The following is a 23,402-nucleotide window of genomic DNA, read 5'->3' on the forward strand; positions in this document are numbered from 1 at the left end:
TGGGGCAAAGCCCCAACTATAATTAAAAAAATATTAAATTAACAAACTATAAATATTAACAAATTTAGTTTTGAAACAAGTCTATTATTTAATTAAATATACTTCCAAGTGTATCCTTTTTTCATCTGTAAAATATCTTCAACAGTACCTTTAGCAATTATCTCCCCGCCGTTAGTGCCTCCTTCTAATCCTAAATCGATTATATAATCAGCGGCTTTAATAACATCAGGATTATGCTCTATTATGATGATGCTATGTCCTTTTTCTACCAATTTGTTTAAAGCTATAAGAAGTTTATTAACATCATCAAAATGAAGTCCTGTAGTAGGTTCATCTAAAATGTAAACTATATGCTCATCACCTTGTTTTTTTGCGAGTTCTGTAGCAAGTTTCAAACGCTGCAACTCTCCGCCTGAGAAAGTATCAAGCCTTTGGGATAATTTTATATAACCAAGCCCAACTTCACTCATTATAGAAAGTGTTTTAGTGATTGATTTGTCAAAGTCAAAAAACTCTATTGCCTCATCGACTGTAAGTTCTAATACTTCAGCTATGTTTAGAGATTTGAACCTTACGGATAAAGTTTCATCATTGTATCTTTTACCTCCGCAAGCCTCACAAACTATTTCCATGTCAGATAAGAAATGCATAGCTATTTTTCTTATGCCTTTACCCTCACATATATTGCATCTTCCTTCTTTGCCATTGTATGAGAATCTTCCAGGTGCGAATGCCTTTGCTTTTGCTGCAGGAGTTTTTGCAAATATATTTCTAATTTTATCAAACACTTTACTATAGCTTACTAATGTACTTCTAATAGAACCAACTATTGATATTTGGTCAACTAATATAGTGTCAGAAACAATGCTTGGTATTTCAGCACTTTCAAATTTTGAGTATTGATTGAGTCTGCGTTTTTTTAGAGCAGGGTAGAGTGTATCTATTATTAAAGATGATTTACCGCTTCCAGATACTCCTGTAACAACCACTATTTTTTTTAATGGTATATCTACACTAATATTTTTTAAATTGTTTGTAGAAACATTTTTTAATTTTATGCATTCAGTCTCTTCATTTCTTACAGCAGTTTTCTCAAATACTTTTTTTCTCTCGCTTAAATAATCTCCTGTAAGTGAACTATTTGAGTTTAATATATCATCATATTTACCTTCAAAAACTACTTCTCCCCCGAAAGCACCAGCAAAAGGTCCCATATCTATAATATTGTCTGCAGCTTTCATAGTATCTCTGTCATGCTCTACTATTACAAGAGTATTTTTTAAATCTCTTAATTCTTTTAATGTATCAAGCAAATGACTTGTATCTCTAGGGTGAAGTCCTACAGTAGGCTCATCTAATACATAAAGCACTCCTGTAAGTTTAGAACCCAACTGACTAGCAAGCCTTATTCTCTGTGCCTCTCCTCCTGAAAGTGTGGCGTATTTTCTGCCTAATGATAAATAATTTAATCCTACTTTATCCAAAAAGCTAAGCCTTGTATTTATTTCTTTTACTGCTTCTTTTGATATTGTATTTTCTCTATCTGTTAAAAGTTTAGGAAGTGCATCAAAGAAATTAATTGCCCCTTCAACTGTCATAGCACATACTTGGCTTATATTTTTATCCTGTATTGTATATGCTCTCATTACTTCATTAAGCCTTTCGCCATGACAAGAACTGCATTCCTCATCAACAAAAAATTTGCCAAGCGATTTATCTTTCCACTCTGAATAATCTTCACTTGTAACATCATTATTAGAATGCCAAGCAGTGATAACATTTCCTATGGCATAATCACCGCCGAAGAATACTGTATCTATCACTTTTTTATCAAGTTCATTAAAAGGAGTTTGATATAAATCTTTTTTTGTTATGCCATTTCTTTTTAATAATCTGAATAATGAATCTGTATAATGCTTACCATGAGTAGAAAACATATTATGAAGAGCAGTATCTAATGCACCGTCAAATAAAGGCTTTGTACTGTCTTTTATTGCCAAATCTATACTGAATGTAGGCTTACTTCCAAGTCCTTTGCACTCTTCACAGTATCCCCAATGCGAATTAAATGAAAAATGTCTTGGTGTAACTTCAAAATCAAATAATATACCATGCAAAAGACATGCTGGAAACTTCGTATGGAAACTTTCTTTTATAATTATGCCATGTGAAGCCTTTATATGCACCACTCCGTTTGACAAATCCATAGCCCTTTCAATAGCATCAGCAATTCTAGCTCTTTTATCCTTTCCAACAACTATTCTGTCAATAACTATACCTACAGAATATATCTCTTCTTTTGATAAGGAAGCAATTTCTTCTTCTGTAATGTCATCTATAACATAATCATTATTATTAATCTGCATTCTCACATAACCAGCTTCTCTTGTTTTTTCTATAATTTTTTTTATATCTTTTGCATCATTATCATCAAAAGTAAATCTATGATTAAATGAACTATGATATAAAGGAGAAATTATAATAAGTTTATGTAAGTCCATAGTATCAATAATTTCAGTTGCAAGTATTGAAGGAGTTTCAGCTTTTAGAGTATCTTTATCATTGCAATGAGGACAATGAGGCTTTGACACTCTTGCAAAAATTAGTCTGAAATAATCATAAATCTCTGTAACAGTTGCAACAGTAGAACGCGGATTTCTGCTTACATTTTTTTGATCTATTGCTATGGCAGGAGCAAGTCCTTCTATCTTTTCAACATTAGCATCTTCAAATCTTCCTAAAAATCTTCTTGCATAAGTAGAAAGTGATTCAACAAATCTTCTCTGACCTTCTTTAAATATAGTGTCAAATGCAAGAGAAGTTTTTCCGCTTCCAGATACTCCTGTTATAACATTAATTTTATTTTTTGGTAATGTTAAGCTGATATTTTTAAGATTATGTTTATTGGCACCTCTTATTATTAATGAAGTATTTTCTTCTTTTTTTGTTTCTTCAGTTTTTATAATTTCTTTTTTCTTTTTTGAAGGCTTTAATATTTCTTTAAGTTCTTTTGCAGTTAGTGATTCTTTTACTTTTATAATATCCTCTGGCTTTCCTTTGGCAACAACTCTTCCTCCTTTATCTCCGCTTAAAGGTCCCATATCTATAATATAATCAGCACATTTAATAACATCCAAATTATGCTCTACAACTAAAACAGTATTTCCTTTATCAACAAGTCCGTCTAATGCTTTTAATAATTTTTTTATATCCTCAAAATGAAGTCCTGTAGTAGGTTCATCTAATATATATAAAGTGTTTCCTGTAGATATTTTATGAAGTTCGCTTGCTAGTTTTATTCTTTGAGCCTCTCCTCCAGACAAAGTAGTGGAAGGCTGACCCAATTTTATATAACCAAGTCCTATATCTTCCATTATTTTTAATATTCTTGTTATTGAAGTTATACCGTCAAAAAACTTGATGGCTTCTGATACACTCATCTCAAGAATATCATATATAGTTTTATCCCTGTATTTAACATCCAAAGTTTCTGCATTAAATCTTTTACCTCCGCATTCCTCACAAGGCACTAATACATTAGATAAAAACTGCATCTCTAACTCTATAACTCCAGCACCCTCACAAGTAGGACATCTTCCTGTTTTTACATTAAATGAGAATCTGCCTTTATCATATCCTCTCATTTTTGCAAGTTTAGTAGCAGCAAATAAATCCCTTATAGGAGATAAAACTTTTGTATAAGTTGCCGGATTGCTTCTTGGAGTTCTTCCTATAGGCGACTGATCAACTTCTATAACCTTATCAATATTTTCAAGTCCTTCTATTCTTTCATGACTGCCTGCGGTTAAAGTTTTTCCGTAAAAATGATTATGCAGGGCACGCATTAAAATATTTTCAACCAAAGTAGATTTGCCGCTTCCAGAAAGTCCTGTAACTACAATAAATAATCCCAAAGGAAACTCTACATCTATATTTTTAAGATTAAATTGATTAGCACCTATTACTTTTAAAAATTTTCCGTTTCCATCTCTTCTTGTCTTTGGTATTTCTATATCATCATCGCCGCGTAAATATTTTGCAGTATAAGATCTATCAGACTTTAAAAACTCTTCATAATCTCCAATGCCTACAACCTCTCCTCCATTAACTCCAGCATTAGGACCTATATCAATTAAAAAGTCAGACTCCTCCATAGTTTCTTTGTCATGCTCTACAACTATAACGGTGTTATTTTTATCTCTTAATGTTTTTAATGACTCTATTAATTTTTTATTATCAGACTGATGAAGTCCTATTGAAGGCTCATCTAATACATATAATACACCTTCAAGTCCGCTTCCTATTTGAGATGCAAGCCTTATTCTTTGAGATTCTCCGCCTGAAAGAGTAGGGGAGGAACGCTCTACCGTCAAATATGTTAATCCCACTTTCACTAAAAATGTTAATCTGTAAATAATCTCTTTTACTATAGGAGCACCTATTATCTCTTCATTAGGCTTTAATTTTAATTTAGTAAAATAATCATATAAATCTTCTATAGTCATTGAAGAAAAATCAGCTATAGTTTTACCATTAAATTTAACTGACAATGCATCTTCATTTATTCTTTTACCCTTGCATTTAGGACATTCAACTTCGTCCATAAAATTAGCATAATAACTATTTTTATAAGTTTCATAATCGTATTTTAATCTGTCCAAAATACCCGGTACTCTCTCTTCTACAAGTTTACTATGGTACCAAAATCTTTTTCTCCATTTTATTTCTTTATCGGTACCATAAAGTAAATATTTTTTTTCTGTTTTAGTTAAATCTTTCCAAGGTTTTTTTAAATCTATTTTATAAGTTTTGGCAATAACCTCTAGTTCATCAATGCCGTATTCCATGTCAAAACCGATATGATCGTCTACAAAACATGATAAAGCCCCATCATAAATATTTAAATTATCATCTCTTATAATATGCTTCTCTGTAAATACATGCTCAACCCCAAGTCCTCCGCAAACAGTACATGCCCCCATAGGGTTATTAAATGAAAACAAATTAGGCTCAATATCAGCAATAGAGTGTCCGCAATTAGCACAAGACCTTTCTGTAGTATAGAGTTTATAATATTTATCTATTTCAAACTGCTTACTCATTTTTATTTTTTTCTTTTTAGTTTTTGTATCTTCTTCAGCATTTTCTGGAGTGTCTGTTTCTAATACTTCCTCACTTTTTTCATGCTCTTCATAAAATGCTACTAATCCCTTTGTTATTCTTATAGCCCTCTCGATATCATCAGTGATTCTTGACAAATATTTATCTTCAACTTTTATCCTATCAATAACTATTTCTAAAGTATGCTTCTCATATCTTTTAAGTTCTGGTATTTCATCTTCATCGAATTTATAAACTATATTATCAATTCTTATTCTAGGATATCCTGCAAGTTTTACTTCCTCAATTTCTTTTCTATACTCCCCCTTTCTATCCCTTACAATAGGAGCTAGAACTAAAATTCTTTTCTCTGCGAACTCTCTTAACACACTATGAGCTATTTGATCTTCGCTTTGCTTTGAAATTTTATGTCCGCATTTAGAGCAGTAAGGAACACCAAGCCTTGCGAATAATAATCTAAAAAAGTCATAAATCTCTGTAACAGTACCTACAGTAGAGCGGGGATTTTTATTAACGCTTTTTTGGTCTATAGAAATAGTAGGGGATAGTCCTTCTATATGTTCAACATCCGCCTTAGCCATAACGCCTAAAAACTGTCTTGCATAGGCTGATAATGATTCTAAATATCTTCTCTGTCCCTCTTTAAAAATAGTGTCGAATGCCAGAGAACTTTTTCCGCTTCCTGATACTCCTGTCAGAGTGGTTAGTGTTTTATGCGGTATTGACAGTGATATATTTTTAAGGTTATGCTCTTTAGCTCCTCTTATTTCTATAGAATTGTTAGCCATTAATCTATCCTCAATAAAAAATAAAAAAGTTAAACTATTATAACATAAATTCTATATAAAAAAAGGTTTTATTATATTAAATATTAATAAGACTTTTCATAATAAAAACTGTAAAAATAAAATGTCTCTATATATAGCTGAATACTGAAATTTAAAACAAAATAAGTCATTAAATATAAATATAACAATTATAACAATAATCAATTAAATAATTATTTTTATAAAATATACAGCATACATGATACTATTATATAAATAAAAAATAGTTCAAGAAACTATAACATATTTTAATTAAAAAATTTATTTACTTCATAATGATTAATATTATTTATAAATTAAAATTCTATATCTACCTTAAACTTATCTGCCCATTTTAATTCATATTTTCCAGAAGTATTTACCTCAATATCAAAAGATAATTTTATAAAATTAGGAAGATTATTTATACCTGCTATCAAAGATTTATATCTATTGAATGTTTTTATACTATGGCCCAATGATACATCAGTAAATTTTATAGTTCCACTAGCTTTTCCTTTATATAAGTAGTTTTCTATATCTGATTCTAAGAAATCTAAAGCATGCTTGTTAATATTTTCTTCAACTAAAAATTTTTGAAAATCCTCTTTAGAAACTCCTTCAGCATCATTATCTATTATTGTATATTTAGAATGACGTTTTAGATTTTTATACTCAGAACTATCACCTTTTATATTAGTTTCCAAATTGATTGGTAAATCTGCAATATTTACACCTGCATCAACATTATATTTATTAGATGAATTATAATCTTCTTCATCGCTAAAAACCACAGTAATAAGTTTTGCACCCATTTTTCTAGCAATTCTTATAATTAAATTCCTAAAATCCTTCTTATAATTTGTATTAAATGATTCTATAGTATAATATACATTATTATATATTTTACTATTCACTAAATATACGGCTTTATCATTTCTATATTGAAACAAATCCATAGGCTCTTTAGCATCTAATTTTAACTTTAAACCTTTAAGTATATCATCTCCAAAATTATACATAGAAAAACCATTTATAATTTCTCTAGTTTTATTTGGATTATGGTCTATATTATATTTTGTTTGACCGTCCAATAATAATATACCATCTTTTTCAATCATTTTAATCTCCTAATTATTTTATTAAAAAGTCTAATATTTTTATTTTATAATCTTCATTTAATTCACATAATATATAATTATTAATTTTACTTTCTATTAATTTCTTATATTCTTCAGTTATAGAATTATCAGTTATACATAAAAATGATAATTGAACATTATGTTTCAACAATTCATCAATATCATTAAAAACATTCTCTAAATTATCATTTTTGGCACTAAATACATAACATATTTTAGTATATATATAATTTTTTAAATCTTTAACATTATCTTCTGTTTTATTAATTAATAAATTAAGAATATTCATATTGTGTTTAACTATTAATCTTTTAACATTAGTTGAATCAATAATTTTTTTATTGTTTTCTTTAAGAAAATTAAAAAGTAATTCTTTTGAACCTCCTAAAATTAAAATATTAGATTTATTATAATTAATTTTTTATATAATAAAAATCCAGAAAATAAACTTGTTAATCCAGTAATAACTGATGATATTATCAATTTATTCTTCATATCTTCAGATTTTTTAGTCTCTTCAATTTTCAATTTAATTTGCTCATAATCTAGACCGATAATATCAAATGTATCTTTTATAATGGAATCTGTAGCATATTGATCCCAAAAAATTAATGCTTTTCTTCTTCTGCCAGCTATATCTCTAATTTCATGCTCCATAGTAAAGAAATTATAGTTTTTCTTTCTTTGAATTTTTTTATCAGCATTTATATTGAAATATTTTAACCTTTTATAGAGATCATCAATAATTTTTTGTTGTTCTTCACCTATAACTATTTTTCCATCATAAGCAGTTATATGTTTTCCTCCATCTTCTATACCTTGTATAGTAACAACTATCATATTTTTTTACCTGAAAATAAAAACTTTATTATTTCCTCTCTAGGATTATCACTCAATTCAAATATTTTAGATTTTATACCCAATTTATTTATATCATTTTCAATTTCAGATATATTATTAATATTTTTTCCTCTAGTACCTATAGCAAAAGCCTCAGCACCTTTAAACTTAGCTTCTTCTATAGCATTTTGTAAACCATATTTAATATTCATATTTTTATTATAATTTTCAGCATTAAATACATAGCATAAAATATTAAAATCTAATTCTTTAGCTTTTTCTGTATCTGAATATGTACTTTCACTTCCACTAGTATTTATAATATTAATTCTATAGTCTGATTTTAATTTTACATCATTAACTTTATGAGCTGCTGTAGCAACAGTATCTTTTTTAAATCCTTCATTATTCAATATATGAAATAAGGTATCTTTACCCGCTTGCGTTTCTCCCAAAATTAATATTTTATCTCTGATTTGATTATCAGACAATGCTTTTACACCAAAAAGAATACCTCCTAATAATGCAGCTCCACCAGCAATTGTTGCTATAGCTTCCTGCTGCTCTTTTTTTTCCCTTTTTTTTCTATCCTCTTCAGACTCAAAAAGATCACTAAAAAATCCCATTTTTACCTCCTTGATAATTTATTTTTTAATGTAATAGTTATTGCTAAAGCTCCTATACATAAACCTATACACAATAATATTACATTATAATTAATTTTAACATTAGATGAATTATAAATATTTAAAAATGTATCATAATTAAGCTCCATAGTTTCTATGGTTTTTTTAATAATTTCTTCTTCTGTGTTTTTATCAAATACTATTAAAACTTTCCTAGTTCTCCCAGCAATATCTTTTTCAGGATGTTCCATATAACAAAAAAACTCATTAGAATTAAGCTTTTTTATTCCATAACTTCTATCATCAAACTTTATTCCTGATATTTTAGAATACAATACATCTATTGCATTCTGCTGCTCATCTCCTGTAACCAATTTTCCATTAATTACAGTTGTATGTTTACCGCCTTCTTTTTTACCTTGTATAGTAGCAACTATCATGATACAATCCTTATTTAAATAAAACATAAATAAAAATATACATATAATTTAATTATAGAGAATAATATAATTTATAATTAATTATTATATATATATATATAATAAAAAATCAAGAGAATTAATAGCATTTATCATGTATTAATACATGAATATATAGCTTATTAATTATATAAGTTTGGATTAAAGATATTATAAATTTAATAAAGATTTAGGACTGATTTTATATTTAAAATAAAAACAAAAAAATATTATTAGATTATGATTTATAAATTAGCTGTAAATGTAAAGGGAGGGAATTTTAAATAAATGCATAAAAATCAAATATATTCTAATATTAATATAATTTCGACTATCTTTTTTCTAAAGTTTGCAATATCTATGTATTTAAATACTAAACTAAAAATTAATAATTGACAATAACACTCCTTTAGTTTATACTTCCACAATTAAAATATTTTTTATAAAGAAGTCTTTTATGAAAACTATCAATATATTTTTTATTTTTTTTAGTATTTTATTATTTTCATGCGGTAATGCGGATAAAAATAATAAAAACTTATCTATAAAAGACAGGGCTGGAAATAATATAGTTCTGCCTGAAAAAATAGAAAATATAGCATGTTTATCTCCTTCGATTACAGATGTTATATTAGCATTAGGACTTGCTGATAAAATAACAGCTTCAGATTCCACTTCAATAGAAATTTTACAGACTAATAATATAGATGCATCTAATATTACAGTTTTCGATATGCTTAACCCTGATTCTGAAAAAATGATAGCTATGAAGCCTGATATTGTTTTTGTTAATAATTTTAGTGTATTTTCAGGAAAAAATTCATTAGATTCTATAAAGGCTTCGGATATATGTGTTGCCGTCATACCAAACAGCGATACTATAAAATCTATAGAAGATGATATAACTTTTTTAGGTAATGTTTTGAATAAAAGTGATGCAGCTTCTAATATTATAAGTATTATGGACAAAAATATAAAAAATATTAGAGCTATAGGTGAAGGCATAGAAAATAAGAAGAAAGTTTATTTTGAAATAGCCGCTTTACCCAATTTATATTCGTTCGGAACTAATGTTTATTTAGACGATATGATAAATATTATAGGTGCATCTAATATATTTTCTGATAAAAATTCTTGGATAACTACTGCTGAAGAAAATGTATTATTTACTAATCCTGATATAATATTTACAAGCGTTAACTATATAGATAATCCTTCAGAAGAAATATTAAACCGTAAATCTTGGCAAAATATAAATGCTATAAAAAATAAAGATGTGTACTATATAGATTCAGCTTCATTGCCTACACATAATATTGTAAATGCCTTAATTATGATGGCTAAATATATTTATCCTAATGAATACAAAGATATTGAAATAATTAGGAATTAATATAATGATTAAAAAAGTTATAATAATTTTACTTTTAGTTATTATTTCTGCTGTATTGTCAATATGTATAGGAAGCGTATTCATACATCCAAAGGAAATATTTGCAATATTACTATATAAGTTTTTTAATTTTGAGATTATGAATATAGATAAAATAAATTCTGATATTGTAGGTATTAGACTTCAGCATTCTATATTATCATTATTTGTAGGAGCTTCACTATCCATAACAGGCGTTGTTATACAGTCAATACTAAGAAATCCATTAGCCTCTGCATATAATTTGGGAATATCATCAGGTGCAGGTCTTGGAGCAGCATTTATTATAATTATGGGTATATCTTTTAATCAGTATATTTTTATAGGCATATCAATGCTATTAGCCTTTATTACCATACTATTTATATTATTTATATCAAACAGAATAGATAAATATATGAGCAATAATTCTATAATACTTGCAGGAATTGTTATATCATTATTTCTAAGTTCTTTAATGAGTTTTTTGTCATATATGTTTCCGAAATATTCAAATCAAATAATACTTTGGCAGCTTGGAAGTTTATTTGTGAGAAATAAATTGGATATTTTAATAATAATATTTATTACTTTGATATCATTACTTCTGCTTATGAAATACTCAAATGTATTAGACATAATGACATTTGGAGATGAAACAAGTTTAGCTATTGGTATAAATGTTAAAAACATGAGAATATTTTTTATATTAATTTCATCATTTATAACAGCGGTTTTGGTAGCATTTACCGGCATAATAGGTTTTATAGACTTAGTATCTCCGCATATAACAAGAAAAATATTTGGAGCAAAACATATAATTGTACTTCCTATGTCTGCTTTGATTGGGGCATTAATATTGAATGTTTCTGATATATTTTCAAGAATTATAGTTCAAGGCTCCAATATTCCTATAGGTATTGTTACTGCAGTTATAGGTGCACCTTTCTTTTTGTATGTATTTATATCCAGCAGCAATATGAAAGGAATGTGATTTATTATGAATGATATGCAAATAACAAATAAAATGTTTGAAGTAAAAAATTTATATTTAAGTTATACAAATAAAAAAGAAGTCTTAAGAGATATTTCTTTTTATGTTAATTCAAATGAAAGTTTATGTATTATAGGGCCTAATGGATGCGGAAAAAGCACTTTGCTAAAATCTTTATGTAAGATAATAGATATCGATAAAGGAGAGATACTCATTAATAATGAAAATATAAAAAAAATAGATAGTTATAAAACTATAGCTATTATGAGTCAGATTTCTGCTATATATTTTGGATATACTGCTTATGATACTATAATGATGGGAAGATATTCAAGCTATAAAGATAAATTATTATCAATACCAAGTAAAGCGGATAAAGAATTTGTAATTTATTATATGGAAAAATTAAAGATAATGCATTTAAAAGATAAATTAATAACAGAACTTTCAGGCGGTGAATTACAGAGAATATTTTTGGCTAGAACTTTTGTACAAAATCCTAGTATAATACTTATGGATGAACCTACTAATCATTTGGATTTAAATAGTCAGATAGAATTAATTTATCATTTGAAAGAGTGGGTAAAAAATGAAAGACGATGTATTATAGCAGTTCTTCATGATATAAATGCTGCTTTGAATTTTGCAGATAAATTATTAATTTTAAAAAACGGCGGTTCTAAATATTTCGGAAGTATAGATAATTTTGATATAAGATTGTTAAATGATATTTATGATATAAATGTAATAGATTATATGAATAAATGTTTTAATAAATGGAAATAATTTTTATTTTGTTATAAAATCAATATAAGGATTATTTATGAAAGTTTTGACAGAACAAATGATTAGAGATGAAATACTCAATAAAGATATATCAGAATATTTTATAGCAGAAGGAGTTTTTGTTACACCTTCTGCTATAAAATATTTGGCTTCAAGAAAAATAAAACTAAAAATAATATCTAATAATATTAATATTGGAAGTTCTACATCAAGTCCTAAATCTTATGGTATAAGCGGGATAGAAAATATTGTATATTATATAGATTATGAGACAAATAAGAGATTGGATACTAAACCTGAAAATTATACTCATTTATATAATAATGTATTAGTAGAAAAAAATCATCCTAGGATAATATTTAGGGGAAAATTAGATAGTCTTCTTGCTTTGATAATAGATATACAATTTGAGTTTAAAGAAAGAGATGAATACAAATTATTAGAATATTTAGAAAAATATCATAAACTTATTCATGCAATATTATATTCTGAGGTTTCTAATAAAAGTTTGGAATTTGATACTATATTCGGTTTGAAAGAAGAAGAGATAAGAAATATATCTCATCACCCTAAAGAGTATTTTGGATGTGATCATATATTTGTTAATTATAATATGCCGTATACTGTTATAAAACTTAATTTGATAAGAACAGCGGTTAGAGAAGCAGAATTAATAGCTTATAATGCTTTGAAGAATGAAAGAGAAGATCTCATAAAATTATTAAATCGTATGAGCAGTGCTGTTTATATATTAATGCTAATGGCATATACAGATAAATATATACTTGAATAATAAATTGTTCTTAATCAAAAATAAAAAATATTTACTATACATTTTGACAATTTTTTATACTATTAGTATAATCATATCTATGAGAAAGAAAAAAAATAAATTAAATGAGAATATAGAAGAATTGTATAAAAAATCTGTAATAAGAAAATGCCGCATAGAAGAAGATATAGAAGAAAATACAAGATTAGATAAATATATGGGAGATAGATTCTCTTATTATTCAAGAAATAAATGGCAGGATTTGATAGGTCAGGGTTTAGTTCTTCTTAATAATAGTAAAGTAAAATATACAAGAACCGTAAAAAAAGGAGATGAAATAGCTTATCATATTATAGGAATGAAAGAGCCTGAAGTTAATAAAAATGTATCCATAGTATATGATGACGGAGATTTAATTGTAGCGAATAAGCCAGCTAATTTGCCGGTTATACCTTCGGGTAAATATTATCATAATACACTTCATACAATAGTAAAAAACATGCTCAATAGCAATATAAATATGCTTAATAGAATAGACAGAGAAACCAGCGGATGCGTAGTCCTTTCAAGAAGCAGCAAATCAGCATCGAATTTCTGTGCTATGCTTGCCGGAAGAAAAGTGAATGGAAAACAGTATAAAAGAAATTCAATAAAAAAAACATATATTGCTGTAATAGAAAATGCTAAAGATATAGAAGATAAATTTACTGTTGAAGGCTATATGCTTGAAAGCGGACATGAATATTACAGAAGATTTCAAACACTTCATAAAGAAAATATCGAAGGTTCAAAATATTCAAAAACTTCTTTCAAAACCATAAAAAAAATAGGGGACTATGCTGTTGTTATGGCAAGACTTTATACAGGAAGAATGCATCAGATAAGAGTACATTTATATTCTAAAGGGTTTTTTATGATAGGTGATAAAATATATGGAAAGTATGGTCCTAAAGTTTTTGATGATTTCATAGAAAAAGGTATTATTCCTGAAGGTTTTTTCAATAGACAGGCTCTACATGCCTATAGTCTTAAATTTAATCACCCAATTACTGATGAAATAATCAAAGTAAAAGCACCTTTACCCAAAGATTTAAGAGAATTAATAAAAAAAATAGAAAATATTGTAAAAAAATAGTAAAAATATTGTAAAGAAACTTGACAAATATCTTGAAAGTGCTATACTTATAATTGTAAAGATAATTTACATATATTAATATTTAAGGAGAGTAAATCATGAAAAAATTATCTATCTTTTTAGCATCATTATTTATTTTATCAGCTTCAAGTCTTTTTGCTGATATGGTGGTTCCGCCTTCAGCATTGCCTCAGCAAGCATCAGCATTTATACAAAGAGTATTTCCGGGAGCTCAAATTTGGAAAGTTGAAAGAGACGGAAGAAAATTTGATGTGCAGTTATCAAATGGTGTGTCTATAGACTTTTTAGGTAATGGAGATTGGGATAATATAGACAGTGAATATGCTCCTATACCAGATGCTGCTTTTCCTGCTGCTGTTATACAGGCTGTAAGAAATGCATATCCTCAGGCTGCTATAATTGATGCAGAAAAAGAGTGGGGAAACTATAAACTAAAATTAAACAATATGATGGAGCTTATGGTAACAGGAAACGGACAGATTATGAGACAAAAATTTGATGATTAATTGATGATGCATTTTTATAAAAGCGGCTGGATTTTTTATCCTGCTGCTTTTATTTATTTTAAAAATATTATGTCATTACTTTCAAAACCTAAATTTATTTCTTTTCCAAGTTTATAATCATTTTTATATTTATTTTTATCCAGCCTCCAAGTTATTTGATTTTCGCTGTTTATTGGTACTAAAGTTATAATATATGAAAACATATCCTCTGTAATATTTATTATCTTGGATCTTATATATATATCATTTTTTTTATTATCATCGTAATCAAAAAAAGAATAAGGACGCATTCCTATATAATTAGCATTTTCTATATTTTTTAAATTATTATTTTCAATAGTTAAATTAATATTCCAATCAATGCATTCTACTTTGCTATTTTCTAATATTTTTATTCTTGAAAAATTTTTATATCCTGTAAGAAGTGCTGAGAAATATGTTTTAGGATTTTCAAATAGATTATATTTAGAATCTATTATATCAAATTTTCCTTTATTTATTATTCCTATATTGTCTGATAGTCTGTAAACCTCGTCTCTATTATGCGATACAAATAAAGTAGTGCCGTCAAACTCTTTTATAGCTGATAAAATAAATTTTTCTAGTTCCCATTTTATATGATAATCTAAAGCACTCAAAGGTTCATCAAGCATTAATATACTAGGAGATGATACAAATATTCTTGCTAATGCAGTTCTTTGCTGTTCTCCTCCTGATATTTCTCTCGGCTTTTTATTTTTAATATCATATATAAAAAATTTATTCATTATGCTTTTAATGTCAATATTATTTTTTTTATCTCTTATACCGCATTTAATATTTTCTTCAACTGTCATATTTGGAAATAAAGCATAATTTTGAAATAAAAAACCAACATTTCTTTTTTGAGGTTTTATATTAATATGTTTCTTAGAATCATAAAAAATATTTCCATTAAATTCTATATATCCGCTGTCAGGTTTTTCAATTCCTGCAATACATTTTAAAGCCATACTTTTACCGCTTCCAGATGCTCCGAGTATAGAAAACACTCCGCTTCTTACTTCAAACTGCAAATCTAAATCAAAATTAGACAGCTTCTTTTTTATATCAACTATTAAACTCAATATAAAACCTCATAATCTTTTTTTTATGCTATCAGAAATAGGCAGTATAATATTCATAATCATTATACTTATAAATGATATTGACACAATTATCATAACCCATTTAAAAGCTAGTTCTCTGTCCCCAGCCTGAACAGCTGTATATACGGCCAATGACATAGTCTGTGTTTTTTTTGGTATATTTCCTGCTATCATTATAGTAGCCCCAAACTCTCCCAATGCCCTCGTAAATGATAGTATAGTTCCCCCAAGTATAGAATGCCAAGTATTTGGAAGTATTACTCTCCAAAATATCCAATTTTCTGATTTTCCTAATGTTCTTGCTGCATTTATTATGTTTTTATCGATTTGCTCGAATGCACCTTTTGAAGTTCTATACATTATAGGAAATGATACTATAAATGAAGCTAATACTGCACCTCTTAATGTAAATACAAAAGGAAATCCTAATTTAGCAGCTATGCCTCCTATAAAAGAATTTCTTCCAAACAATAATAATAGAAAAAATCCCACAACTGTAGGAGGAAGCACAAGCGGAAGTGTAAATATTATATCAAAAAGAGATGAAAATTTTTTAATTTTTACTACTATAAGAGCTGCGTATATTCCTATAAAAAAAGTTATTATTGTGGAATATAATGCAGTTTTTATAGATAAAATTAATGGAGAATATTCCATGTTTATTTATTGTATTACAGTAAAACCGTATTTTTTGAATGCTTCTATAGCTTTGTCATTAGATATATAATCTATAAACTTTTTAGCTTCTTCTTTATTCTCTGAAGATTTTACTATAGCTATAGGGTAAATAACTTTTTTATGAGTGCCTTCAGGAGCTTCTGCTATTATATTTATATTTTTTGCTATTTGTGCATCAGTAGCATAGACTATACCACAGTCAACTTCTCCTGTTTCCACCCAAGAAAGTACATTTCTAACATCAGAACCGTAAACTGCCTTTTGCTTAACATCATCTAATATGGATAAATTACTTAATATTTCTTCAGAATACTGTCCTACAGGCACACTTTTCGGTTCTCCTAATCCTACTTTAGTAATATCGGCATTTGTTATATCCGTAAATGATTTTATATTTAAAGCTGAATTACTTGGAGATATTAATACAATTTTATTTTCAAGCAAATCTTTTATTGTATTTTTATCAATTAAATCTTTTTCTTGTAAGGCATCCATTTGTTTTTGTGCTGCCGAAAAGAAAATATCAGCCGGTGCTCCTGCTTCTATTTGAGTTTGTAATGCTCCTGATGAAGCAAATGAGAATGTAACAGTTGTTCCTGTTTCTGTTTTATAATTTTCAGCTAATTCTGTAAGTACATCAGTTAAGCTTGCCGCAGCCAATACCAATATCTCTTTATTTTCTGTATTAGTTTGTGCAGTATTTGAAGAACCGCATGATACAAATAAATAAGATATTAATAAAGTTATAAATATTATTTTTTTCATAGCAACACCTTTAATTTTGTTTTTTATATTAAAAATATTTAATGCCCTTCACCTTTCATCATACTAATGATATGTTCTAGTAAAGGTATCAGTAAATTAGTGCAGTATTCAGCACCTTTTTTGCTTCCGGGAAAATTAACTACAAATACATTATCATTAATACCGGCATATCCTCTTGATAAAGCAGCAAATATTGTGTCTTTTATTGATTCTTGTCTTAAATAATCAGATATTCCTCTTACTTCTTTTTTACAAAATGCCTCTGTTGCTTCAGGAGTTACATCTCTTTGAGATAAGCCTGTGCCTCCTGTAGTTATTATAATATCAAAGTTATTTTTATTTTCATTTAAGGCTTTTAATATTATATCATATTCATCTGGAACTATTATTTTTTTTATATTTGTAATTTTATCTTTCAAATTATCTTCAAGAGTTTTTACTATGACAGCACCGGATTTATCTTCATATATGCCTTTGAAAGCTCTATCAGACACAGTAATAACAAGTATCTTCAACTTTTATTTCACCGCCTTTAACAACTCTTACAAATATACCTTTTTTAGGCATAATGCAGTCGCCCACTAATTGTTTTATATCGCATCCATGATGACAAGCCTTTCCTATTTTAGAAACTTCCACTATAGTATCTCCTATATACATTTTTGTTCCTATAGGCAGTTTATAAAGCTCAATATCTTTTGTTGTTATATTTTCTGCAAAATCGCCCGGTTTGAGATTGGATTGCATTTTATCATTTGTGTATTCTATATCTTCAATGGCAAGCAAAGAAACTTGTCTGTCTTTTATCTTATTAAAATGGGCATCATTAAGAACACCTTTATCTTCTACCAAAGTTATGCTTTTTACAGGAGTTTTTATTGTACCTGTATCTTTTGATATATTTAATGAAATTAATTTGAAATATTTCTTTTCCATAATGTAATTCTAATTTATATAATAAAAAAAATATTATTATTTAGAAGTTTATACAAAAAAATAAAATATTCAATATAAATATAATTTTTTTTTAGAATTTTATTTAAAAATTACAAAAAATTTATTATAATATTATCTGAAACTATTTGTAATGAGAAATGAAAATGAATAATAAGCAAATATTAGATAAGGCTTTGGAACTTGTAAATAATAATATAGAAACAGAATTAATAAAAATACTTAAAATATCAGGATCTGCTCCAAGAACATTAGATGCTTTTATGATAGCTTATAGAGAAGATAATAAAGAAAAAGATATTGGAACTATAGGCGGAGGTTTATTGGAATTTGAAGCTTTAAAAGATGCTTATGTATTTTTAGATAATAAAGAAACTTCTAATAAAAAATATAATTTAACTCCTCAGGAAGCAGGAGGAATTGGTATGGTATGCGGAGGAAGTGCTGAGATATCATTTATATATTTAAATGATAATAAAGATACAATAAATAATATAAAAAAAGAAATTGAAGATAAGGAAAGCAATGTTTATATATTCGGCGGAGGGCATGTATCTTATGATTTGGCAGAAGTTTTGTATAAAATAGGTTTTAATTGTATTGTTATAGATGATAGAGAAGAGTTTGCAAATAAAAGCAGATTTCCTAATGCTAGTAAAATAATACTAGAAGATTATGAAAATGTTTTTGATAAAATAAATATTAGTAATAGAGATTATATAGTAATAGTAACAAGAGGACATTCTAATGATTATATAGTTGAAAAAAATGCTTTAAAAACTGATGCTTTATATATTGGAATGATAGGAAGTAAGAATAAAATAAGGACATTGCATGACAGATTAAAAAAAGAAGAAAATTATACTGATGAAATGATATCGAGAGTGCATGCTCCAATAGGAATAGCAATAGGTGCAGAGACTACAGAAGAAATAGCAATCAGTATAGCAGCCGAACTTATACTTGTTAGAGCAAAAGCAGAGAATAGAAGAAAAATAAAAAATTAATTTATTATCAATTACAATATTATTCGGAAAGTACAAACTATAAATATTTGATAATTGCAGACATTTACTATATATAAGAAAGTTACTGCAATTAAAAAACTTTAATTAAAAAAACTATAATTTTTATTATATTTTTAGAATTATAACTTTATGAAATTAACGAATATATATTGCAATAAATAGGAGCATATATGGCTAGAACTTTTTTACATCCTAATGAAGCTTTAGAATTAGTATTAAAAAATTCTGAAGATTATGGTAATGAAAAAATATCAGTACTTGATTCTTATAATAGAGTTTTAGCTGATGATATTTATGCTTTGAATGATGATCCTCCTTTTAGTAAATCTTCTATGGACGGATATGCTTATAAAAAAGAAGATGAAAATAAAAATAGTTATGTTTTAATAGAAGATAAAATTATATATGCCGGACTTTGCGATAAAATTGATATTAAAAGCGGAGAATGTATAAAAATAATGACAGGTGCTATGCTTCCTGAAAATTGCGATGCGGTTCAGAGAGTGGAGTGGATAGATGAGGTAAAAGAAAATTCTAAAACAGTTATTAATTTTACTAAAAAAGAAATAACTAATAATGTAATAAAAAAAGGCAATAATAAAAAATCTGGAGATAAAGTATTGGATAAGAAAATGCTTTTACCTAAAGATGTTGCCATACTTGCAGGATTTGGTTATAGTAATATAGAAGTAAAAAAGAAAATAAATACTGCTGTAATATCCACAGGTAATGAAATAGCAAATATAGGAGAAAGTTTAAAAGAAGGTCAGATATATGATGCTAATGCTCCGATGCTTACTGCAAGAACTTCTGCTTTATCCTGTAATACTAAATTTTACGGTAAAGTTAATGACGATGAAAAAGAGATAAAAGAAATACTTTCAAAAGCATTAGATGAGAATTATATTGTTCTTATAAGCGGGGGCGTGTCTATGGGAGATTTTGATTATGTGCATAAAGAATTATTGGATCTTGGAGTTAATCAAATATTTCATGGTATTGCTATGAAACCCGGAAAACCTTTATTTTTTGGTAAATTAGGCAAAAAGGCTGTGTTTGCTTTACCGGGTAATACGGTTTCTTCTTTTATGACTTTTGAAATAATGGTTAAGCCTTATATATTAAATTGCTTAGGTATAAATTATGATACCAATTATATAAAGGCTTTAATCACTGAAGACTTTAATAGAAAAGATGCTGAAAGGCTTGAATATATACCTGTACGATTATTTTTTGATGATACAAAATTATTAGTGAAACTTATAAAATATAATAATTCTTCTATGATATCATCATTCTCTGAGGCTAATGGTATATTAAAAATAGATATTGGAATTTCAGATATTGTAAAAGGAAGTATAGTTGATGTTAGATTCCTTTAATAGAGAGATAAATTATATACGAGTTTCCGTTACTGACAGATGTAATTTGAGATGTGTATACTGTATGCCTGAAGAAGGTATTATAAAAAAAGCACATAATCAAATTTTGAGTTATGAGCAAATATATGATGTTATTAAAGAGGCTTCTGAACTAGGAATTAAAAAAGTTAGAATAACAGGAGGCGAGCCTTTAGTACGAAAAAATATTGATGAGCTTGTAGTTATGATTAGGAGTATAGAAAAAGTTGATATAATAGCTATGACAACTAATGCAGTTTTACTTGAAGGCATTGCAGAGAAATTAAAAAATGCGGGGCTTGATTCCATTAATATATCGCTTGATACTTTAGATAGTGAAAGGTATAAATATATTACAAGAGGCGGAAGTTTATATGATGCTATGAAAGGAATAAAAATAGCTTCTGAATTGGGCTTTCAATTAAAAATTAATGTTGTTGTTTATGATGAAAAAAGTATAGAAGAATTACCTTTATTAAAAAAATATGCTGAAAGTATAAATGCTAAACTTCAAACTATTCAGTATTATGATATTAACAGTCAGAAAATAGATTCTGCAGATTATGACAGACCTGCAAAATGTAAATACTGCAATAGAATAAGATTACTATCTGACGGATATTTATTAAGCTGTCTGCATAGTAATATAAAATTTAAAATTGATTTTGATGATATAAGAGGTTCTATAATAAAATGTATTGAAGGAAAGCCTGAAAATGGTGCTTATAGTGATGCTGAATCACTAAGTATGATAGGCGGTTAATTAAATAAAAATTGAGGTCATAAAAATGAGTGATAAATTAACGCATATAGATGAAAGCGGTAATGCTAATATGGTTGATGTAGGTGATAAAGATATTGTAAAAAGAACTGCGGAAGCATCAGGAAAAATATATTTATCAAAAGATACTCTTAAATTGATAGAAGAAAATAATATAAAGAAAGGAGATGTCATATCGGCTGCTAGGATTGCAGGCATTATGGGAGCTAAACACACTTCTGAGCTTATCCCTTTATGTCATAATATTAATATAGAAAAAGTATCTTTAGATTTTATTTTAGAAGATGATGGAATAGTTATAAAATCTTATTGCAGATGCAGTTATAAAACAGGTATAGAAATGGAGGCATTAACTGCTGTTAGTGTTGCTGCTCTTACTATATGGGATATGTGTAAGGCAGTTGATAAAAACATGAGAATATCTGATATTACTTTATTATCAAAGACTAAAAATTAGAATATTAAAATAAAAAGTATTGATTAGATTTTACACATAATCAATACTTTATATATAGCAGATTGTTTTAAAACTTTCAAAAATAAAAAATACTAAATTAAAACACTATAAGTATTAATAAATTTATTTTTGAAACATGTATAACAATTAATATATAATGAAATTATTTCTTTACTAAATTATAAAGCCAATTTACTTCTTTAATCTTTGTAGAATAAGGCGGATATTTAGTTTTTACTTCAAACCCATAACCTTTAGTTAAAACAGTAGTTTCTTTTGAGAAGCATTTAAAACTATAATATCCATGGTAATTACCCATTCCGCTGTTTCCAACTCCTCCAAATGGAGCATTAGAATTTAATATATGGCTTATAGTATCATTTACAGAACATCCTCCATAAGTTATTTTTTCTATAAAGTAATAATTAAAATCAATATTTTCAGAGAATATATACATAGCTAGAGGATTAGGACATACTTTTTCTATTATATCTCTAGCTTCTTCTTTTGTTTTATAATAAAGTATTGGAAAAATGCTTCCGAAGATTTCATCTTTTATAATATTAGTTTCTAAATCTCTAGGTTCTACCAATGTTATAGAAATAGATAAATTATTATCATCATATTCACCGCCGTAAATAATTTTTCCGTCATTTAAATATGATTTTAATCTTTTATAGTGATTTTCATTTATTATTCTATGAAGCTTTTTTTCTTCATTGAATAATTTTATTTCATCATTAAATGCTTTTAAAAATCTCTCTTTTAAGTCTTCTCTTATAAGTATATAATCTGGAGATACGCAAGTTTGACCTGAGTTTATAAACTTACCCCATATAATTCTTTTTACAGCCTTATTAAAATTATCTCCTTTTATATCATCAATTATAACAGGCGATTTTCCTCCAAGCTCTAATGTTACAGGAGTAAGAAACTCTGAAGCATTTGACATAATAATTTTTCCAACTCTAGGAGAGCCTGTAAAAAATATTTTATCATATTCTATTTTACTTACATTTTCCGGAGGTATACTTTTATCTACAACAGCAATATATTCTTCATCAAATGTATCCTTAATAGAATTATATATTACATCATAAACAGTAGGAGTTAATTGAGAAGGTGCTATTATAGCGGTATTGCCAGCTCCTATTGCCCCAACAAGCGGAAGAAAAGTTAATTGTATTGGATAATTCCAAGGTGATATTATTAATGATACTCCAAATGGCTTATTTATTATAGTTGTTTTGGAGTCTATAGTTACCATATTTCTTTTTGCTTTTTTATTATGCATCCATTTTTTTAGATTTTTTATGAATGTTTTAATCTCTTCCATTACAAAAAATAATTCTGTTCCTATGGCTTCAAATTCTGACTTCTGCATATCTTTATACAGAGCATCTATAAAATCTCTTTCATACTTTATAAGCATTGATTGTAATTTTTTTAATTGTTCTATTCTAAAGTCGTATGATAATGTTTTTGAACTTTTGAAAAATTGTTTTTGTTTATCTCTTAATTCTGTTAAATTCATCTTCCCTCCATTTTGTTTAAATATATAAAAAATAATAATAAAATTATATACTTTTTATAA

22 protein-coding genes are annotated in these 23,402 nt (G+C 27.1%); 10 read left to right on the plus strand and 12 right to left on the minus strand.

The genetic code is table 11. The features are described from left to right. Positions 1-92 precede the first annotated feature (92 nt). The 6 genes from uvrA to BHAMNSH16_RS00400 form a co-directional block, all read right to left on the minus strand. Positions 93-5,909, minus strand: coding sequence for an excinuclease ABC subunit UvrA (gene uvrA, locus BHAMNSH16_RS00375; protein WP_008726451.1), 5,817 nt, complete (start codon positions 5,907-5,909; stop codon positions 93-95). Between the two features lie 335 nt (positions 5,910-6,244). Beyond that, positions 6,245-7,048 carry a hypothetical protein gene (locus BHAMNSH16_RS00380; RefSeq protein ID WP_069731984.1) on the minus strand — a complete coding sequence of 268 codons (804 nt, stop codon included), beginning with the start codon at positions 7,046-7,048 and terminating at the stop codon, positions 6,245-6,247. A 13-nt stretch (positions 7,049-7,061) separates the two neighbouring features. Then, positions 7,062-7,358, minus strand: coding sequence for a hypothetical protein (locus tag BHAMNSH16_RS00385; RefSeq protein ID WP_088859724.1), 297 nt, complete (start codon positions 7,356-7,358; stop codon positions 7,062-7,064). Positions 7,359-7,459: 101 nt separating this feature from the next. After that, positions 7,460-7,909 (minus strand): hypothetical protein, encoded by a 450-nt coding sequence (locus BHAMNSH16_RS00390; protein ID WP_088859725.1) that lies wholly within the window; start codon positions 7,907-7,909, stop codon positions 7,460-7,462. After that, positions 7,906-8,535 carry a P-loop NTPase family protein gene (locus tag BHAMNSH16_RS00395; protein WP_008728517.1) on the minus strand — a complete coding sequence of 210 codons (630 nt, stop codon included), beginning with the start codon at positions 8,533-8,535 and terminating at the stop codon, positions 7,906-7,908. The genes BHAMNSH16_RS00390 and BHAMNSH16_RS00395 overlap by 4 nt, the downstream gene beginning before the upstream one ends. A 2-nt stretch (positions 8,536-8,537) precedes the next feature. Then, positions 8,538-8,975, minus strand: coding sequence for a hypothetical protein (locus tag BHAMNSH16_RS00400; protein ID WP_069731986.1), 438 nt, complete (start codon positions 8,973-8,975; stop codon positions 8,538-8,540). A 475-nt stretch (positions 8,976-9,450) separates the two neighbouring features. Between BHAMNSH16_RS00400 and BHAMNSH16_RS00405 the strand changes: the two genes are divergently transcribed. The 6 genes from BHAMNSH16_RS00405 (at position 9,451) to BHAMNSH16_RS00430 (ending at position 14,618) form a co-directional block, all read left to right on the plus strand. Continuing rightward, entirely contained in the window at positions 9,451-10,386 is a 936-nt protein-coding gene (locus BHAMNSH16_RS00405) for an ABC transporter substrate-binding protein (RefSeq protein ID WP_069731987.1), read from the plus strand. A 4-nt stretch (positions 10,387-10,390) separates the two neighbouring features. Then, complete coding sequence (locus BHAMNSH16_RS00410) at positions 10,391-11,398, plus strand: FecCD family ABC transporter permease (protein ID WP_008728589.1); 1,008 nt, start codon at positions 10,391-10,393, stop codon at positions 11,396-11,398. A gap of 6 nt (positions 11,399-11,404) precedes the next feature. After that, positions 11,405-12,184 carry an ABC transporter ATP-binding protein gene (locus BHAMNSH16_RS00415; protein ID WP_069731988.1) on the plus strand — a complete coding sequence of 260 codons (780 nt, stop codon included), beginning with the start codon at positions 11,405-11,407 and terminating at the stop codon, positions 12,182-12,184. A gap of 37 nt (positions 12,185-12,221) precedes the next feature. After that, entirely contained in the window at positions 12,222-12,977 is a 756-nt protein-coding gene (locus BHAMNSH16_RS00420) for an ethanolamine utilization protein (RefSeq protein ID WP_069731989.1), read from the plus strand. Between the two features lie 79 nt (positions 12,978-13,056). Beyond that, a complete protein-coding gene (locus BHAMNSH16_RS00425; RefSeq protein WP_069731990.1) occupies positions 13,057-14,091 on the plus strand; it encodes an RluA family pseudouridine synthase in 1,035 nt (344 codons plus the stop codon). 98 nt (positions 14,092-14,189) lie between these two features. Further along, positions 14,190-14,618 carry a PepSY-like domain-containing protein gene (locus BHAMNSH16_RS00430; protein WP_008725448.1) on the plus strand — a complete coding sequence of 143 codons (429 nt, stop codon included), beginning with the start codon at positions 14,190-14,192 and terminating at the stop codon, positions 14,616-14,618. Positions 14,619-14,671: 53 nt separating this feature from the next. Here BHAMNSH16_RS00430 and BHAMNSH16_RS00435 read toward each other — a convergent pair whose 3' ends face one another. From BHAMNSH16_RS00435 to BHAMNSH16_RS00455, 5 genes are read right to left on the minus strand one after another with little or no spacing between them, the layout of a single operon-like run. Continuing rightward, complete coding sequence (locus tag BHAMNSH16_RS00435) at positions 14,672-15,724, minus strand: sulfate/molybdate ABC transporter ATP-binding protein (protein ID WP_069731991.1); 1,053 nt, start codon at positions 15,722-15,724, stop codon at positions 14,672-14,674. A 9-nt stretch (positions 15,725-15,733) separates the two neighbouring features. Next, a complete protein-coding gene (modB, locus tag BHAMNSH16_RS00440; protein WP_008728254.1) occupies positions 15,734-16,402 on the minus strand; it encodes a molybdate ABC transporter permease subunit in 669 nt (222 codons plus the stop codon). Positions 16,403-16,408: 6 nt separating this feature from the next. Continuing rightward, the gene (modA, locus tag BHAMNSH16_RS00445) at positions 16,409-17,188 is read right to left on the minus strand and encodes a molybdate ABC transporter substrate-binding protein (protein WP_008728251.1); all 780 of its coding nucleotides are present in this window, start codon (positions 17,186-17,188) and stop codon (positions 16,409-16,411) included. 38 nt (positions 17,189-17,226) lie between these two features. Further along, positions 17,227-17,703: a MogA/MoaB family molybdenum cofactor biosynthesis protein gene (locus BHAMNSH16_RS00450; RefSeq protein ID WP_008728249.1), complete on the minus strand. Its 477-nt coding sequence runs from the start codon at positions 17,701-17,703 to the stop codon at positions 17,227-17,229. Next, a complete protein-coding gene (locus BHAMNSH16_RS00455) occupies positions 17,675-18,124 on the minus strand; it encodes an MOSC domain-containing protein (protein WP_008728247.1) in 450 nt (149 codons plus the stop codon). The genes BHAMNSH16_RS00450 and BHAMNSH16_RS00455 overlap by 29 nt, the downstream gene beginning before the upstream one ends. Before the next feature lie 164 nt (positions 18,125-18,288). On the opposite strand from BHAMNSH16_RS00455, the gene BHAMNSH16_RS00460 reads away from it, so the two are divergent. From BHAMNSH16_RS00460 to moaC, 4 genes are all read left to right on the plus strand, one after another. Further along, positions 18,289-19,149: an XdhC family protein gene (locus BHAMNSH16_RS00460; protein WP_069731992.1), complete on the plus strand. Its 861-nt coding sequence runs from the start codon at positions 18,289-18,291 to the stop codon at positions 19,147-19,149. Between the two features lie 191 nt (positions 19,150-19,340). Then, positions 19,341-20,552 (plus strand): molybdopterin molybdotransferase MoeA, encoded by a 1,212-nt coding sequence (locus BHAMNSH16_RS00465; RefSeq protein WP_008728245.1) that lies wholly within the window; start codon positions 19,341-19,343, stop codon positions 20,550-20,552. Then, positions 20,536-21,333 carry a GTP 3',8-cyclase MoaA gene (locus BHAMNSH16_RS00470; RefSeq protein WP_008728243.1) on the plus strand — a complete coding sequence of 266 codons (798 nt, stop codon included), beginning with the start codon at positions 20,536-20,538 and terminating at the stop codon, positions 21,331-21,333. Before BHAMNSH16_RS00465 ends, BHAMNSH16_RS00470 begins: the two co-directional genes overlap by 17 nt. A 25-nt stretch (positions 21,334-21,358) precedes the next feature. Beyond that, positions 21,359-21,808 carry a cyclic pyranopterin monophosphate synthase MoaC gene (gene moaC / locus BHAMNSH16_RS00475; RefSeq protein ID WP_008728242.1) on the plus strand — a complete coding sequence of 150 codons (450 nt, stop codon included), beginning with the start codon at positions 21,359-21,361 and terminating at the stop codon, positions 21,806-21,808. 163 nt (positions 21,809-21,971) lie between these two features. Here the strand turns inward: moaC and BHAMNSH16_RS00480 are convergent, their stop codons facing one another. Then, positions 21,972-23,342, minus strand: coding sequence for an aldehyde dehydrogenase family protein (locus BHAMNSH16_RS00480; RefSeq protein WP_069731993.1), 1,371 nt, complete (start codon positions 23,340-23,342; stop codon positions 21,972-21,974). Between the last annotated feature and the right edge of the window lie 60 nt (positions 23,343-23,402).

Origin of the sequence: Brachyspira hampsonii (genome assembly GCF_002214805.1) — a bacterium.
GTDB classification, from domain to species: domain Bacteria; phylum Spirochaetota; class Brachyspiria; order Brachyspirales; family Brachyspiraceae; genus Brachyspira; species Brachyspira hampsonii.

Bases quoted from the DNA above. Each gene is read 5' to 3' on its own strand.
- uvrA (WP_008726451.1), bottom strand. From the start codon at position 5,909: ATGGCTAACAATTCTATAGAAATAAGAGGAGCTAAAGAGCATAACCTT.
- BHAMNSH16_RS00380 (WP_069731984.1), bottom strand. From the start codon at position 7,048: ATGATTGAAAAAGATGGTATATTATTATTGGACGGTCAAACAAAATAT.
- BHAMNSH16_RS00385 (WP_088859724.1), bottom strand. From the start codon at position 7,358: ATGAATATTCTTAATTTATTAATTAATAAAACAGAAGATAATGTTAAA.
- BHAMNSH16_RS00390 (WP_088859725.1), bottom strand. From the start codon at position 7,909: ATGATAGTTGTTACTATACAAGGTATAGAAGATGGAGGAAAACATATA.
- BHAMNSH16_RS00395 (WP_008728517.1), bottom strand. From the start codon at position 8,535: ATGGGATTTTTTAGTGATCTTTTTGAGTCTGAAGAGGATAGAAAAAAA.
- BHAMNSH16_RS00400 (WP_069731986.1), bottom strand. From the start codon at position 8,975: ATGATAGTTGCTACTATACAAGGTAAAAAAGAAGGCGGTAAACATACA.
- BHAMNSH16_RS00405 (WP_069731987.1), top strand. From the start codon at position 9,451: ATGAAAACTATCAATATATTTTTTATTTTTTTTAGTATTTTATTATTT.
- BHAMNSH16_RS00410 (WP_008728589.1), top strand. From the start codon at position 10,391: ATGATTAAAAAAGTTATAATAATTTTACTTTTAGTTATTATTTCTGCT.
- BHAMNSH16_RS00415 (WP_069731988.1), top strand. From the start codon at position 11,405: ATGAATGATATGCAAATAACAAATAAAATGTTTGAAGTAAAAAATTTA.
- BHAMNSH16_RS00420 (WP_069731989.1), top strand. From the start codon at position 12,222: ATGAAAGTTTTGACAGAACAAATGATTAGAGATGAAATACTCAATAAA.
- BHAMNSH16_RS00425 (WP_069731990.1), top strand. From the start codon at position 13,057: ATGAGAAAGAAAAAAAATAAATTAAATGAGAATATAGAAGAATTGTAT.
- BHAMNSH16_RS00430 (WP_008725448.1), top strand. From the start codon at position 14,190: ATGAAAAAATTATCTATCTTTTTAGCATCATTATTTATTTTATCAGCT.
- modB (WP_008728254.1), bottom strand. From the start codon at position 16,402: ATGGAATATTCTCCATTAATTTTATCTATAAAAACTGCATTATATTCC.
- modA (WP_008728251.1), bottom strand. From the start codon at position 17,188: ATGAAAAAAATAATATTTATAACTTTATTAATATCTTATTTATTTGTA.
- BHAMNSH16_RS00455 (WP_008728247.1), bottom strand. From the start codon at position 18,124: ATGGAAAAGAAATATTTCAAATTAATTTCATTAAATATATCAAAAGAT.
- BHAMNSH16_RS00460 (WP_069731992.1), top strand. From the start codon at position 18,289: ATGAATAATAAGCAAATATTAGATAAGGCTTTGGAACTTGTAAATAAT.
- BHAMNSH16_RS00465 (WP_008728245.1), top strand. From the start codon at position 19,341: ATGGCTAGAACTTTTTTACATCCTAATGAAGCTTTAGAATTAGTATTA.
- BHAMNSH16_RS00470 (WP_008728243.1), top strand. From the start codon at position 20,536: ATGTTAGATTCCTTTAATAGAGAGATAAATTATATACGAGTTTCCGTT.
- moaC (WP_008728242.1), top strand. From the start codon at position 21,359: ATGAGTGATAAATTAACGCATATAGATGAAAGCGGTAATGCTAATATG.
- BHAMNSH16_RS00480 (WP_069731993.1), bottom strand. From the start codon at position 23,342: ATGAATTTAACAGAATTAAGAGATAAACAAAAACAATTTTTCAAAAGT.